Origin of the sequence: Streptomyces hainanensis (assembly GCF_004348415.1) — a bacterium.
Classification (GTDB): domain Bacteria; phylum Actinomycetota; class Actinomycetes; order Streptomycetales; family Streptomycetaceae; genus Streptomyces; species Streptomyces hainanensis.
In genome coordinates this window covers 1-13,403 of the sequence record NZ_SMKI01000196.1, presented here as the reverse complement: position 1 = coordinate 13,403, position 13,403 = coordinate 1, and the positions used below count along the sequence as shown (strand labels likewise).

Genomic DNA, 13,403 nt, shown 5'->3' with positions numbered 1-13,403 from the left:
GGGGGGTGGTGGTCGCGGGGTGTGTCGCTGTTCCTCCCCGGCCCACCAGGACCGGAAACCTCACCTGCCGCGAAATTCGGGGCCACGGGTCGGCACCCTGCGTTTACCAGTGGTTTATGGGTGGTGGGTGCAGGATGGACGGTGGGGTGGGCGCACGAGCCTCCCGCCCGCCACCACAGGGGATCTCACGAGAAGAGGATCGGGACGTGCGCGTACTCGTCGTCGAGGACGAGCAGTTGCTCGCGGACACGGTGGCCGTCGGGCTGCGCCGCCAGGCGATGGCGGTGGACGTGGTCTACGACGGGGCGGCGGCCACCGAGCGCGTCGACCTGAACGACTACGACGTGGTCGTCCTCGACCGCGACCTGCCGCTGGTCCACGGGGACGACGTCTGCCGGCACATCATCCGGCTCGGCAAGCCCACCAGGGTGCTGATGCTGACGGCCTCGGGGGACGTCAGCGACCGCGTCGAGGGCCTGGAGATCGGGGCCGACGACTACCTGCCCAAGCCGTTCGCGTTCAGCGAGCTGATCGCCAGGGTGCGGGCCCTCGGGCGGCGCGCCACGGCGCCGCTGCCGCCCGTTCTGGAGCGCTCCGGCATCCGGCTCGACCCGAACCGCCGCGAGGTGTTCAGGGAGGATCGGCAGATCCATCTCGCGCCGAAGGAGTTCGCCGTGCTCGAGGTGCTGATGCGCGGCGAGGGCACGGTCGTCTCGGCCGAGCAGCTGCTGGAGAAGGCGTGGGACGAGAACACCGACCCGTTCACCAACGTGGTCCGGGTCACCGTGATGACGCTCCGCCGCAAGCTGGGCGACCCGCCGGTGATCACCACCGTGCCCGGCGCCGGATACCGGATCTGAGCCATGCCACAGTCCTCCGCCTCGCCGCCGCCGAGGCCACCGGTCCCCCCGAGCCCCCCGGCCGCCGGGCGCCGGCAGCCGCCGCTCATGCCGGGCGCGCCGCCCAAGCCCCACTGGGACCCGCGGGACGCCGACCGGCCGCAGGGCTGGTTCCGGCCCACCATCCGGATCCGGCTCACCCTGCTCTACGGCGGGATGTTCCTGATCGCCGGCGTGGTGCTGCTGACGATCATCTACCTGCTGGCCGCCCAGGCTCTGCACAAGGGCAACGCGATGCCCTTCGTCTTCGAGACCGACACCAACCTGCGCACCACCTCGGGCGTTTGCCCCGAGCTGTCGGGCCCCGTCACCAAGGGGGAGTTCGAGGACTGGCTCTCCGACTGCGTGGACCGGCAGCGCGCCATAGCCCTCGACGAACTGCTGCGCAGCTCGCTGCTCGCGCTGCTCGGGCTCGCGGTGGCCGCCTTCGCCTTCGGCTACGTGATGGCCGGCCGGGTGCTCTCGCCGCTGGGCCGGATCACCCGCACCGCCCGCCAGGTGGCCGGCTCCGACCTGCACCGCAGGATCGAGCTCGACGGCCCCGACGACGAGTTGAAGGAACTGGCCGACACCTTCGACGAGATGCTGGACCGCCTCGACCGGGCGTTCACCGCGCAGCAGCGCTTCGTGGCGAACGCCTCGCACGAGCTGCGCACCCCGCTGGCGATCAACCGCACGCTGCTCGAGGTGCAGCTCTCCGACCCGGACGCCACCCCCGAGCTCGCCCAGCTCGGCAAGACGCTGCTGGCGACCAACGAGCGCAGCGAGCAGCTGGTGGAGGGCCTGCTGCTGCTGGCCCGCAGCGAGAACGAGATCGTGGACCGCAAGCCGGTCGACCTGGCCGAGGTGGCCGGGCAGGCGGTGGAGCAGGTGCGGGCCGAGGCGCAGCAGCGCGGCGTGGAGCTGCGTGGCGTCCGCCGGCCGGTCCTCGTCCAGGGCAACGGCGTGCTGCTGGAGCGGATCGCGCTGAACCTGGTGCAGAACGCCGTGCGGTACAACGTGCGGGAGGACGGCTGGGTGCGGGTGGACACGGAGGCCAGGCCGGGACAGGCGGTGCTGGTGGTGGAGAATACGGGTCCGGTCGTTCCGGCGTACGAGGTCGATAATATGTTCGAGCCTTTCCGTCGGCTGCGTACCGAGCGCACGGGCAGCGACAAGGGCGTCGGTCTCGGGCTGTCGATCGCCCGCTCCGTGGCGCGGGCGCACGGCGGCTATGTGCGGGCCGAGCCGCGGGAGCAGGGCGGCCTGGTGATGAGGGTCGCCATCCCGGTCTGATCGGCCCTCGCAGCGGGAAAGAAGGAGATGTGATCAATCGCATAGCGGCGCCCCCGAGGGCCGCCGCCACAAGGCCGTGGGCGGGTTTTTGACCGGTTAACGGCCCGATCGGCAGCCGGGATGATCACCTCTTCAGGCGTTCGGTTGGGTGTCGATTGAGTAACAGCACTTGATGTGAGGCAAAATCTCCGCCTCGGGTCGGGCACAAAGTCCGACCCCCCGCGCGTTACGTGCGCTGGAGATACCGCAGACACCCGGAGGGGGAGAACGAAATGGCAACCGACTACGACACTCCACGCAAGACCGATGACGATGTCAACGAGGACAGCATCGAGGAGCTGAAGGCACGGCGGAACGACAAGTCGGCGTCCACCGTCGACGTCGACGAGTTCGAGCAGGCGGAGGGCCTGGAGCTGCCCGGCGCCGACCTCTCGAACGAGGAACTGTCCGTCCGAGTGCTGCCCAGGCAGGCTGACGAGTTCACCTGCATGAGCTGCTTCCTCGTGCACCACCGGTCGCAGCTGGCGAAGGAGAAGGACGGTCAGCCGATCTGCCGCGACTGCGCGGCATGAGCGCCGGCCCGGGCGTGGCCTCAGGCCGGGTCCGGGCGGGCGCTGAGCGCCGCGGTCAGGCGGTCGGGGCGCCGGGTGGAGAGATACAGATACGGAGTCGGATCCTCCGGATCCGTCACCTCGACCCGGACGGCCGTCGGAATGTAGGCGCGCAGCAACATATGAGCCCGGGCATCCGCACGATGGGTGCGCCAGGCGCGCGCCTCGTCGGCGTCGAGCGCCCGGGCTTCGCCCAGGGCCGTGAGCGGGATCCGGGCCTCGCCCGCGACCAGCGAGCCGGCGACCACCCGGATCCGGGCCGAGCCGTAGGCGCTCAGCGCCACCCCGGACAGGGCCCCGCCCGCGGCCAGGCCGCACAGCACCGGCACGGTGCCCAGCGGAAGCAGCGCGAAGGCCAGCAGCACCACCCCGAGCAGGGCCATCAGCCACCACGTCCTGGGTACGGTCAGTCGCTCGTCGTACGGCTTCATGGCCCAAGCATGGCAGGCTCGTCCCCACGGGCCGTCAGCGGCGGTAGGGTCTGCATCGTGAGTGCCGAGCCTGTAAGCCCCTTCTCGCTGGACGTGCCGCTCCGGCGGATCGATCCGGCGGTCCCCGTCCCCTCCCGGGCGCACCCGGGGGACGCCGGCGTCGACCTGGTGACCACCCGGGCCGCCGAGCTGGCGCCGGGCGAGCGCGCGGTACTGCCCACGGGGGTGGCCGTCGCGCTCCCCGACGGTTACGCGGCGTTCGTGCATCCGCGCTCCGGGCTCGCCGCCCGTTGCGGGGTGTCCATGGTCAACGCGCCGGGCACCATCGATGCCGGGTACCGTGGAGAGATCAAGGTCATCGTGATCAATCTGGATCCGCGGGAAACGGTGCGGTTCCAGCCGTTCGACCGGATCGCCCAGCTTGTCGTCCAGCAGGTGGCGGCGGTGCGTTTTCACGAGGTCACGGAGCTGCCGGGGTCGGCGCGGGCCACGGGGGGTTTCGGCTCCACGGGCGGCCATGCCGACCTGCGGAACCCCCCCTACGCTGCGGTCGGCCCCGGCGGGAGCGCCGACCGGAAAGGACTCTGACGTGTTCGGACGTCGTCGCAAGCGGAACGAGGAGCCGGCCGAGGCGGCGGAGGCGGTCGAGCCCACCGAGGCCACCGCCGAAGAGGCTCCCGACGAGGAGGAGGTGCGCCGGGTCAGGCTCGAGCCGGCGCCCCGACCCGACGGTCCGTGGGACAGCAGCGAGGTGACCGACCCCTCAGAGGGCCGGGTCGACCTCGGCGGTCTCTTCGTGCCTGGCGTGCAGGGCATGGAGCTGCGGGTGGAGGTCGCGGGAGACGCGATCGTCGCCGCCACCGTGGTGCTGAAGGACAGCGCGGTGCAGCTCCAGGCGTTCGCCGCCCCCAAGCGCGAGGGCATCTGGGGCGAGGTGCGCGAGGAGATCGCCTCGGGCATCACCCAGCAAGGCGGCGTGATCGAGGAGATCGAGGGCCCGCTGGGCTGGGAGCTGCGCGCCCGGGTGCCGGTCCAGCTGCCGGACGGCAAGCGCGGCATGCAGGTCGTGCGGTTCGTCGGCGTGGACGGCCCCCGCTGGTTCCTGCGCGGCGTGATCTCCGGCCAGGGCGCGGTCCAGCCGCAGGCGGCCGGCGTGCTCGAGCAGATCTTCAGGGACGCCGTGGTGGTCCGCGGCGAGGGCCCGATGGCCCCCAGGGACCCGATCGTCCTCAAGCTGCCGCAGGACGCGCAGATGGTGCCGGACGGCGTGAAGCAGGAGCAGGCCGCCGCGGACGGCGCCCAGGTCTCCCGGTTCGCCGGCGGCCTCGACAAGCTGCGCCGCGGCCCGGAGATCTCCGAGGTCCGCTAGCCGCCCTCCCGTCCGTCCCGCCACGGGCCGTCGCCTCGCGACGGCCCGTCGGCGTGTGGTGGGGCTTCCCACGGGGTACTCGGCGGGCTCCGTCACGGGAGGCCCCGCCATGAGCAGAGGACGAGGACGCCACGCGCGTACCGGCACCGAGCCGCTGACCGCCTACAGCGACATCCGGCTGCGGATCCTGCTGTCCGCGATCTTCACCCCGCTGTTCGCCGCGGGCACGATCGCCTTCGCCGTCTGGCTCGGCGCCGGCGGGTCGCACTCCGGACCCGGGCGCGGCCCGCTGATCGCGCTCACCGTGGGGTGCGCGGTCCTCACCCTGGCCGCCGCCACGGACCTCACGATCCTGCTGCGCCGCCGGCGTGCGAGCGGTGCCGGCGGACACCGCGAGGACCACGAGGACCGGGAGCACCAGGAGCCCCGGGAGGGCGGGGGACCCGACCGGAATCCGGACGAAGGCGGCTAGATCCGGTCCAGCGCGTAGGAACCACGTCAACGACGCGGTGCCGGCTATCAGGGTGCCGTCAACGAAGGCCGCAACCGGTGCGAACAGAGGTTCCCTGGGCGAGTAAGTGATTGCCCACTCGTTCGGGAGCAACCGATGGCCGACCTGGTCTTCGTCCTGGTCATCCTCGCGGGATTCGCGTTGGTGGCCCTCTCCGCCCATGGGGTGGGGAAGCTGTGAGCGCAGAGAACATCGTCGGTCTGTGCGTGGCCGCCGGCCTGGTCGGCTACCTGGTCCTGGCCCTGCTCTTCCCCGAGAGATTCTGAGGGCCGCCGACCATGAGTACCCCTCTTGCCGACGTGCTCCAGATATCCGCCCTCGTCGTGGCGCTCGTCCTGGTGCACCGTCCCCTCGGCGACTACATGGCCGCCGTCTACTCGTCCAGGAAGCACCTGCGCGTCGAACGGCTGATCTACCGCTGCGTCGGCGCCGACCCGGACGCCGAGATGCGCTGGCCCGCCTACCTGCGGTCCGTGCTCGCCTTCTCCGCGGTCGGCGTGCTCTTCCTCTACCTGCTGCTGCGGGTGCAGGACCTGCTGCCGCTGTCGCTCGGCTTCGCCGCCATCCCGGCGGACCAGGCGTTCAACACGGCCGTCTCCTTCGTCTCCAACACCAACTGGCAGTCGTACTCCGGCGAATCCGCCATGGGCCACCTGGCCCAGGTCGGCGGGCTCGCCGTGCAGAACTTCGTGTCGGCCGCGGTCGGCATGGCCGTCGCCGTCGCCCTGGTGCGCGGCTTCGCCCGGTTCCGCACCGGTGAGCTCGGCAACTTCTGGACGGACCTGGTGCGCGGCACCATCCGCATCCTGCTGCCGATCGCCGCGCTCGCCGCCGTCGTGCTGGTCGCGCTCGGCGCCATCCAGAACTTCTCCGGCGGCCACGACGTCACCACCGTCACCGGCGCCACCCAGCACATCACCGGCGGCCCCGTCGCCTCCCAGGAGGCGATCAAGAACCTGGGCACCAACGGCGGCGGCTTCTACAACGCCAACTCCGCCCACCCCTTCGAGAACCCCGACGGCATCAGCAACCTGCTGGAGATCTTCCTGCTGCTGGTGATCCCGTTCTCGATGCCCCGCACCTTCGGCCGGATGGTCGGCAGCGTCCGGCAGGGCTACGCCATCGTCGCCGCGATGGGCGTGATCTGGCTGGCCGGCGTCATCGCCGTGACCCTCATGGAGCACCACGCCCCCGGCACCGCCTCGCAGGCGGCCGGCGGCGGCATGGAGGGCAAGGAGCAACGCTTCGGCATCGGCGGCTCCTCGCTGTTCGCCGTCTCCACCACCATGACCTCGACCGGCTCGATCAACGCCTTCCACGACTCCTTCCAGGGGCTCTCCGGCGGCGTGCTGATCTTCGGCATGGTGCTCGGCGAGATCGCGCCGGGCGGCGTCGGATCCGGCCTCTACGGCATGCTGATCATGGCCGTGATCACCGTCTTCATCGCCGGCCTGATGGTCGGCCGCACCCCCGAGTACCTGGGCAAGAAGATCGGCACCCGCGAGATCAAGCTCGCCGCCTGCGCCATCCTCGTCTCCCCGGCCCTCACGCTGATCGGCACCGCCCTGGCCATGGGCCTCGGGGACGGCGAGGAGTCCATGACCAACATCGGTCCCCACGGCTTCTCCGAGGTCCTCTACGCCTACGCCTCGGCCGCCAACAACAACGGCAGCGCCTTCGCGGGCCTCGCCGCCAACACCGACTTCTTCAACACCACCCTCGGCATCTGCATGCTGCTGGGCCGATTCCTGCCCATGGTGTTCGTCCTGGTGCTGGCGGGCTCGCTCGCCGAACAGCGCCGGGTCCCGGTGACCGCCGGCACCCTCGGCACCCACCGGCCGCTCTTCAGCGGCCTGCTGGTGGCCACCGCCGTCGTCGTCGCGGGCCTGACGTTCTTCCCGGCGCTCTCCCTCGGCCCGCTCGCGGAAGGTCTCAGTTCATGAGCACGACCACCACCCCCGTCCGCCCTGAGGCCGACGCCCGGGACCACCACCCCGCCGGCCAGCCGGCCCGCGTCTCCCGAGGCGGCTTCGACCCCCGGCTGCTGTGGTCGTCGCTGCCCGCTGCCGTCCGCAAGCTCGACCCGCGCACCATGGTCGGGTCGCCCGTGATGTTCGTGGTGCTGATCGGCTCGGCGCTCACCACCGTGCTGGCCGCCAGCCACCCCGCGGACGCCTTCGGCTGGGCGATCGCCGGCTGGCTCTGGCTGACCGTGCTCTTCGCCAACCTGGCCGAGGCCGTCGCCGAGGGCCGCGGCCGCGCCCAGGCCGCCTCGCTGCGCGCCGCCCGCACCGACACCGTGGCCCGGCGCCTCAGCGGCCGGAACGGCGACGAGGAGCGGGTGCCGGGCACCGCGCTCGGCGTCGGCGACCTGGTGGTCTGCGAGGCCGGCGACGTGATCCCCGGCGACGGCGACGTCATCGAGGGCGTCGCCTCGGTCGACGAGTCCGCCATCACCGGGGAGTCCGCGCCCGTCATCCGCGAGTCCGGCGGCGACCGCTCGGCCGTCACCGGCGGCACCCGGGTGCTCTCCGACCGGATCACCGTCCGGATCACCACCAGGCCGGGCGAGACCTTCCTGGACCGGATGATCGCCCTGGTCGAGGGCGCGGCCCGGCAGAAGACACCCAACGAGATCGCCCTCAACATCCTGCTGGCCAGCCTCACCATCGTCTTCCTGCTGGCCGTCGTCACCCTCCAGCCGTTCGCGGTCCACGCCGGCGCCGAGCAGTCGCTCGTGGTGCTGACCGCGCTGCTGGTCTGCCTCATCCCCACCACCATCGGCGCCCTGCTCTCCGCCATCGGCATCGCCGGCATGGACCGCCTGGTGCAGCGCAACGTCCTGGCCACCTCGGGCCGGGCGGTGGAGGCGGCGGGCGACGTGTCGACGCTGCTGCTGGACAAGACCGGCACCATCACCCACGGCAACCGGCGCGCTACCGCGTTCCTGCCGGCCGCCGGGGTGACGGAGGCCGAACTGGCCGAGGCCGCCCAGCTCTCGTCGCTGGCCGACGAGACCCCCGAGGGCCGCTCGATCGTCACCCTTGCGGTGACCGGGTACGGGCGGCCGGCGCGCGACCGCGACGCCGTGGCCGACGCCGACTGGGTCCCGTTCACCGCCCAGACCCGGATGTCCGGCGTCGACACCGGCGACCGCCGGATCCGCAAGGGCGCGGTCGGCGCCGTCACCGGCCGGGTCGTCGAACTCGGCGGCACGGTCACCGACACCACCCTGGGCGCGGTCGAGTCCATCAGCGCCAGCGGCGGCACCCCGCTGCTCGTCGCCGACGGGCCCCGGGTCCTCGGCGTCGTCCACCTCAAGGACGTCGTCAAAGAGGGCCTGCGCGAGCGCTTCGAACAGCTCCGGGCCATGGGCATCAGGACGGTGATGATCACCGGCGACAACGCCAGGACGGCCAAGGCCATCGCGGCCGAGGCCGGCGTCGACGACTACCTCGCCGAGGCCACCCCCGAGGACAAGATGGCCCTCATCAAGCGGGAGCAGGCCGGCGGCCGGCTGGTCGCCATGACCGGCGACGGCACCAACGACGCCCCGGCACTGGCCCAGGCCGATGTCGGCGTGGCCATGAACACCGGCACCTCGGCCGCCAAGGAGGCCGGGAACATGGTGGACCTGGACTCCGACCCGACGAAGCTGATCGACATCGTCCAGATCGGCAAGCAACTGCTGATCACCCGCGGCGCGTTGACCACCTTCTCGATCGCCAACGACATCGCCAAGTACTTCGCGATCATCCCGGCGATGTTCGCCGTCGCCTACCCGGGCCTGGACACGCTCAACATCATGCGGCTGTCCTCGCCCGAGTCGGCGATCCTGTCGGCCGTCATCTTCAACGCGCTGATCGTGGTCGCGCTGGTGCCGCTCGCCCTGCGCGGCGTCGCCTACCGGCCGATGGGCGCCGACCAACTCCTCAGCCGCAACCTCGGCGTCTTCGGCCTCGGCGGACTGGTCGCGCCGTTCGTCGGCATCAAGGCCATCGACCTCGTCGTCTCCCTGCTCCCCGGGATCGGGTGAACTCGCTCATGAACCTCAGAACCCCCATGCGAACCGTCTGGGCCGCCTTCCGGGCGCTGCTCGTGCTCACCGTGGTCACCGGCGTCGTGTACCCGCTGGCCGTGACGGGCGTGGCGCAGTCCGCCTTCGGCCACCGGGCCGACGGCTCCCTGGTCCAGGCCGACGGGCGGGACGTCGGCTCCTCGCTGATCGGCCAGACCTGGAACGACGCGAACGGTGACCCCGACCCGCGCTGGTTCCAACCCCGGCCCTCCCACAGCGGCTACGACCCGACGGCCACCGGCTCCAGCCAGCTGGGCGCGAGCGACCCGACGCTGCTCGCGACGGTCGAGGAGACCAGGGCGGCGGTCGCCGCCTTCAACGGCGTGCCGGAGTCGGCGGTGCCCGCGGACGCGGTCACGGGCTCGTCGTCGGCCATCGACCCGCACGTCTCCCCGGCCTACGCGGAGATCCAGGTGGCGCGGGTGGCCGCGGCCAACGGGCTCTCCCCCGAGCAGGTCGAGCGGCTGGTCGCGGACCACACGGAAGACCGCGACCTGGGCTTCCTCGGCGAGGAACGGGTGAACGTGCTGGAACTCAACCTCGCCCTCCGGGAGGTGGTGGGGTAGCGGGCGCGCGCCCTCCGGGGGCCGGGTCATTCGGGATGGAGGTCCTGGATGTCGCCGGCCCGGGAGGCGCGGGCGAGGTAGTCGTCCCACATCCTGGTGAACTCCGTCTCCTCCTCGTACCGCATCCGCATGGGTTCGCCGGTGAGCGCGAGGCGGGCACCGGTGAGGATGATCTGGGGGCGTTCGTAGGGCGGCAGTTCGCACTGGTCGAGTTCGGACGGGCTCCCCAACTGGACCGTGTGGCCCGCGCCGTCCGTCATCAGCATCACCTTGCGGCGGTAGGTGTCCACCGACTGCCCCACACAGGTGTAGATCGTGGGGAGCAGGCCGTGCTCCACCAGGATGTCGAGCCCCTTCCCGACCATGGCGCACGCGTCCCTGATCCGGGCGGCGGTCGGGAAGTCGTCGCCGTCGTGGACGAGGCTGTTCCTGACCTCCACCACCCGGCCCGTCTCCAGGGCCGAGGCGAAGTTCCGCAGCGCGGCGAGCAGGCTCTGCCTGCTGTCGTGGGACAGGTCCAGGACGAGGCGGGTGTGCAGGAAGGGGAACGTGTAGACGGACGAGGCCCGGGCCGCGAAGAACGGCACCCGGGCCTCGTCCCGCACGAAGTCCCCCTCGCGCTCCAGCACCTGCTCGCACTTGGTGGCGAGCACCCGGAACGCCTGGATCAGCACGCCGAGCGAGTTGCGCCCCGCGGGGTCGTAGTCGAAGCCCACCGGCACGCCGGCCGGGTCGCTCATCGTCTCGGCGAGAGAGCGGTCGGCCCACGAACGGCGGAACACGAACCGCCGGTTCCGCTCGTCCGGATAGGGGTCGGACAGCAGCGCCCAGCAGACGAACCGCAGGGTGCTGGTCAGCAGGCGTTCGAGCGCGGTGAACAGGTTGATGCCGACGCTCCTGACGTCCTCCGCCCGGTCCACGGGGGAGCTCGGGCCGGTCGACGTGAGTAGGAGCCCGGTGAGTTGCGCCCCGAACTGGCGGACGGCCGTGTCCGGGCTGTCCGGGGTGTCCTGCGGGTAGCCGAGCTTCCAGAGCATCCGGTCGATCAGCTCCGACTCCTCGTCCGGCGTGCGGGGGAGGCGGAACATCCCGTAGCGGAGCTCCCTGAACGCGGCGAGCAGCAGCGCCCGGTCGTCCAGGATCAGCCGTGCGATGACCTCGCGCGGCGGTGTCGTCCGCAGGTAGCCGTCGAGGCGGGTCATGGCGTCGTTTCCGGGGACCGTGCGCAGGCGCCAGTCCAGGTCCTCCCGCGCGTCCCCCGCGTACAGCGAGGTGATCAGGTGCTTGAGGGCGACCGGGGCGACCTCGACGTTGCGGGGGACGAACCGGACGCCGAGCCTGCTGGCCTGGCACTCCGAACCGAAGTACCCGCCGTTCTCGTGCTTGGACCTGATGGGCCGCCGGGTCTCGGTGCGGGCCACGTGGATCCGGCCGTCGGCGATGGCCTCCTCGAGCTTGAGGACCAGACTGCCGTCCGTGACCGTCAGCAGCAGCTGGAACAGCACCGGACCGTCCACCGTCTCGGCGATCCGGGTCGCCGGCTGGTCGGCGAGCTCCCGGCCGAGGTGCCGTCCGACGAACTCCCGGACGCCGTCGGTGTTGTCGCCGAGGAGCGAGACCAGGAGGGTTCTGCGCTCGGCCTCCGACAGGCCGTTCGTCAGCAGCCACGGCAGACCCCACCGGTTGTCCGTGCGCAGGTGTTCGTCGTCGGGCAGGTAGAGGTCCATGACCCGGCGGGCCAGCGCCATGTCCACCGCGACCTGGGGAATGATCTCCCGGTACGCGTCGCCCGAGGGCGTGTCGCCGGTCATCAGCCGGGAGTGGTGGACGGTGACGCAGCCGGGGTCCAGGCACTCGATGGCCGGGCCGCAGGTGGTCGGTGGCAGGCTGCGGTACTCCGGCACCAGCAGCATGCCGAGGGGGCCCACCGTCACGTCGGCCACCTGGAACACGCCCTGCGGCACCGTCCGCAGGAGTTCCAGCGACTCGGAGTGCCCGAGGTACGACTGCGGCGTGTTGCCGTAGAACCGGATGTAGGCGTCGTCGAGGGCGCGGCCGAAGACCCACGGGTAGTGGATCCTGCGGTTCCTGACCTCCTCGCCGATGACCTGCCGCGCCAGCTCGAAGTCGGTCTCGGCGAGGGAGAACGTGAGGTCCCGGCCGACCACGAACTCGGCGAAGACCGCCGCCTTGGCGTCGCCGGGCGAGAGGTCGGGAACCGTGGCCATGACGTGGTCGAACCACTCCCGGCCCGTCTCGGACAGCACGACGGCCTCGGCGAACCGGGCCGGGAACCGGTACCCGTCCTCCAGGACGCAGTCACGGATCATGAGACGCAGGGCGTTCAGCCGCTGGAGACGCGGGTCCTTCACATCGAGATCGGCCGACACCTTCGCGGTTCCTTCCTCGCGGGGGCTGCGGTGGGTTTCACGGTCTTTCGAGCCGGTTGCCGAGGTCGCGGAGCATGGCCCGGACCGGGCTCAGGGTTGTCAGCACGAGGGAGAGCGCCACGGCGACGCCGGTCCAGACGAGGAGGCCCCGCACGCCGTTCGCCCCCCACAGGGCGCCCGCCGCGTACGACAGGCCGAAGGGCAGGCCGAGGACGGCGACGAGGCCGAGCGCCGCGTTGGTGGACCGGGCGGCGGCCGCCTCGACGAAGCGCGCCGAGTCGGTCAGGTCCTCCACGAGGCGGGCGCGCAGCTCGGGCACCCGGTGCTGCGTGACATAGCGGTCGAGTATCTCGTTGCCCTTGTCGTGCGCCGTGATGACGTCCCGGCCGAACGCCCGCCGCAGCTCGATGAGCCGGCCCTCGACGGCCTGGAGCCCGCCGGCTCCGAAGCGGGGGAGCGGGACGTCCGCGATCTGGTTGGCCAGCGCGTTCAGGGCGTCGGCCTGGAGCCGGCCGAGCAGCAGGACGTCGAGGTAGATGCTGTGGACGTAGGTCTGGGCGGCGGCGTGGAACGTGTCGGTGCCCCCCGGGTCGGGGGTGGTGCCGACGAACGACGCGCCGTCGCGCAGCACGAGCGCCTGCCAGTCGGCGGAGAACCTGACCCGCCCCGCGAGGAGCGACGCGTCCTCGACGTCCGGCGGGAACACGGACTCGGTGGTGGCCGAGGCGAGCTGCCACAGCCACTGGTCCCGGGCCGGCCACGCGTCGTAGGCGGCGGACATGCCGGCCGGCGTCGGTCCGTCGAACGTCACGTGGCAGACCGTGGACGCGCGGCGGGCCCCGGGCGCCACCCCGGTGCCGGCCGGCAGCACGCTCTGCCAGCGCGGCCCGTTGACCCCCGACAGGTCCCGCAGGCCGGCGAGTTCGGCGACCGGGTCCCCGCCGAGCCTCAGGTGCAGCACCGCGAGCCCGTGGTTCGCTCCGGAGCCGGCGGGCGCCCGCAGCACCTCCACGGCAAGCACGGTGACGCCGTCCCATGTCGTGGTGGCCACGCGGTGCCAGCGGACGGCGGCACCGGACGCGGTGCCGTACAGGGTCTGGGCGATGCGCGGCTCGAAGTACCGCAGCCGCGCGGCGTCGTCGGCGACCCGCGCCTGGGGGGAACTGGAGGGCCACAGGGCCGAGGAGGGCAGCGGGCCCACGGTCCAGGCGGGCGCCCGGCCGATCACGACGGGGACGACGAGACATCCCGTCGCACGCACCAGAGCCACCCG

13 protein-coding genes are annotated in these 13,403 nt (G+C 72.0%); 10 read left to right on the top strand and 3 right to left on the bottom strand.

What is annotated here, in order from left to right; all coding sequences use genetic code 11:
• Nucleotides 1-206 precede the first annotated feature (206 nt).
• The 3 genes from E1283_RS18955 to E1283_RS18945 all read left to right on the top strand — a co-directional run bounded on the left by E1283_RS18955 (nucleotide 207) and on the right by E1283_RS18945 (nucleotide 2,746).
• Nucleotides 207-860 carry a response regulator transcription factor gene (locus E1283_RS18955; protein ID WP_132819272.1) on the top strand — a complete coding sequence of 218 codons (654 nt, stop codon included), beginning with the start codon at nucleotides 207-209 and terminating at the stop codon, nucleotides 858-860.
• 87 nt (nucleotides 861-947) lie between these two features.
• Nucleotides 948-2,174: a sensor histidine kinase gene (locus E1283_RS18950; RefSeq protein WP_243744942.1), complete on the top strand. Its 1,227-nt coding sequence runs from the start codon at nucleotides 948-950 to the stop codon at nucleotides 2,172-2,174.
• A 272-nt stretch (nucleotides 2,175-2,446) separates the two neighbouring features.
• Entirely contained in the window at nucleotides 2,447-2,746 is a 300-nt protein-coding gene (locus E1283_RS18945) for a DUF4193 domain-containing protein (protein ID WP_052851347.1), read from the top strand.
• A gap of 20 nt (nucleotides 2,747-2,766) precedes the next feature.
• Here E1283_RS18945 and E1283_RS18940 read toward each other — a convergent pair whose 3' ends face one another.
• A complete protein-coding gene (locus E1283_RS18940) occupies nucleotides 2,767-3,216 on the bottom strand; it encodes a DUF3093 domain-containing protein (RefSeq protein ID WP_132819270.1) in 450 nt (149 codons plus the stop codon).
• 87 nt (nucleotides 3,217-3,303) lie between these two features.
• Between E1283_RS18940 and dut the strand changes: the two genes are divergently transcribed.
• The 7 genes from dut (at nucleotide 3,304) to kdpC (ending at nucleotide 9,740) form a co-directional block, all read left to right on the top strand.
• Complete coding sequence (gene dut / locus E1283_RS18935) at nucleotides 3,304-3,804, top strand: dUTP diphosphatase (protein ID WP_243744943.1); 501 nt, start codon at nucleotides 3,304-3,306, stop codon at nucleotides 3,802-3,804.
• 1 nt (nucleotide 3,805) lies between these two features.
• Nucleotides 3,806-4,585, top strand: a complete 780-nt coding sequence (locus tag E1283_RS18930) for a DUF3710 domain-containing protein (RefSeq protein ID WP_132819268.1) — start codon at nucleotides 3,806-3,808, stop codon at nucleotides 4,583-4,585.
• Between the two features lie 109 nt (nucleotides 4,586-4,694).
• Nucleotides 4,695-5,057 carry a DUF6343 family protein gene (locus tag E1283_RS18925; RefSeq protein WP_207930452.1) on the top strand — a complete coding sequence of 121 codons (363 nt, stop codon included), beginning with the start codon at nucleotides 4,695-4,697 and terminating at the stop codon, nucleotides 5,055-5,057.
• Nucleotides 5,058-5,272: 215 nt separating this feature from the next.
• Complete coding sequence (gene kdpF, locus E1283_RS18920) at nucleotides 5,273-5,362, top strand: K(+)-transporting ATPase subunit F (RefSeq protein WP_132819267.1); 90 nt, start codon at nucleotides 5,273-5,275, stop codon at nucleotides 5,360-5,362.
• A 12-nt stretch (nucleotides 5,363-5,374) separates the two neighbouring features.
• Complete coding sequence (gene kdpA, locus E1283_RS18915) at nucleotides 5,375-7,039, top strand: potassium-transporting ATPase subunit KdpA (protein WP_132819266.1); 1,665 nt, start codon at nucleotides 5,375-5,377, stop codon at nucleotides 7,037-7,039.
• Nucleotides 7,036-9,132, top strand: a complete 2,097-nt coding sequence (kdpB, locus tag E1283_RS18910) for a potassium-transporting ATPase subunit KdpB (protein WP_132819265.1) — start codon at nucleotides 7,036-7,038, stop codon at nucleotides 9,130-9,132. Before kdpA ends, kdpB begins: the two co-directional genes overlap by 4 nt.
• 8 nt (nucleotides 9,133-9,140) lie before the next feature.
• Nucleotides 9,141-9,740 (top strand): potassium-transporting ATPase subunit KdpC, encoded by a 600-nt coding sequence (gene kdpC, locus E1283_RS18905; RefSeq protein WP_132819264.1) that lies wholly within the window; start codon nucleotides 9,141-9,143, stop codon nucleotides 9,738-9,740.
• A 26-nt stretch (nucleotides 9,741-9,766) separates the two neighbouring features.
• On the opposite strand, the gene E1283_RS18900 is transcribed toward kdpC, so the two are convergent.
• Together E1283_RS18900 and E1283_RS18895 are read right to left on the bottom strand one after the other, a co-directional pair.
• Complete coding sequence (locus E1283_RS18900; protein ID WP_132819263.1) at nucleotides 9,767-12,130, bottom strand: hypothetical protein; 2,364 nt, start codon at nucleotides 12,128-12,130, stop codon at nucleotides 9,767-9,769.
• 37 nt (nucleotides 12,131-12,167) lie between these two features.
• Nucleotides 12,168-13,403 (bottom strand): hypothetical protein (locus E1283_RS18895; RefSeq protein ID WP_207930451.1); only part of this gene is annotated, 1,236 nt, incomplete at its 5' end.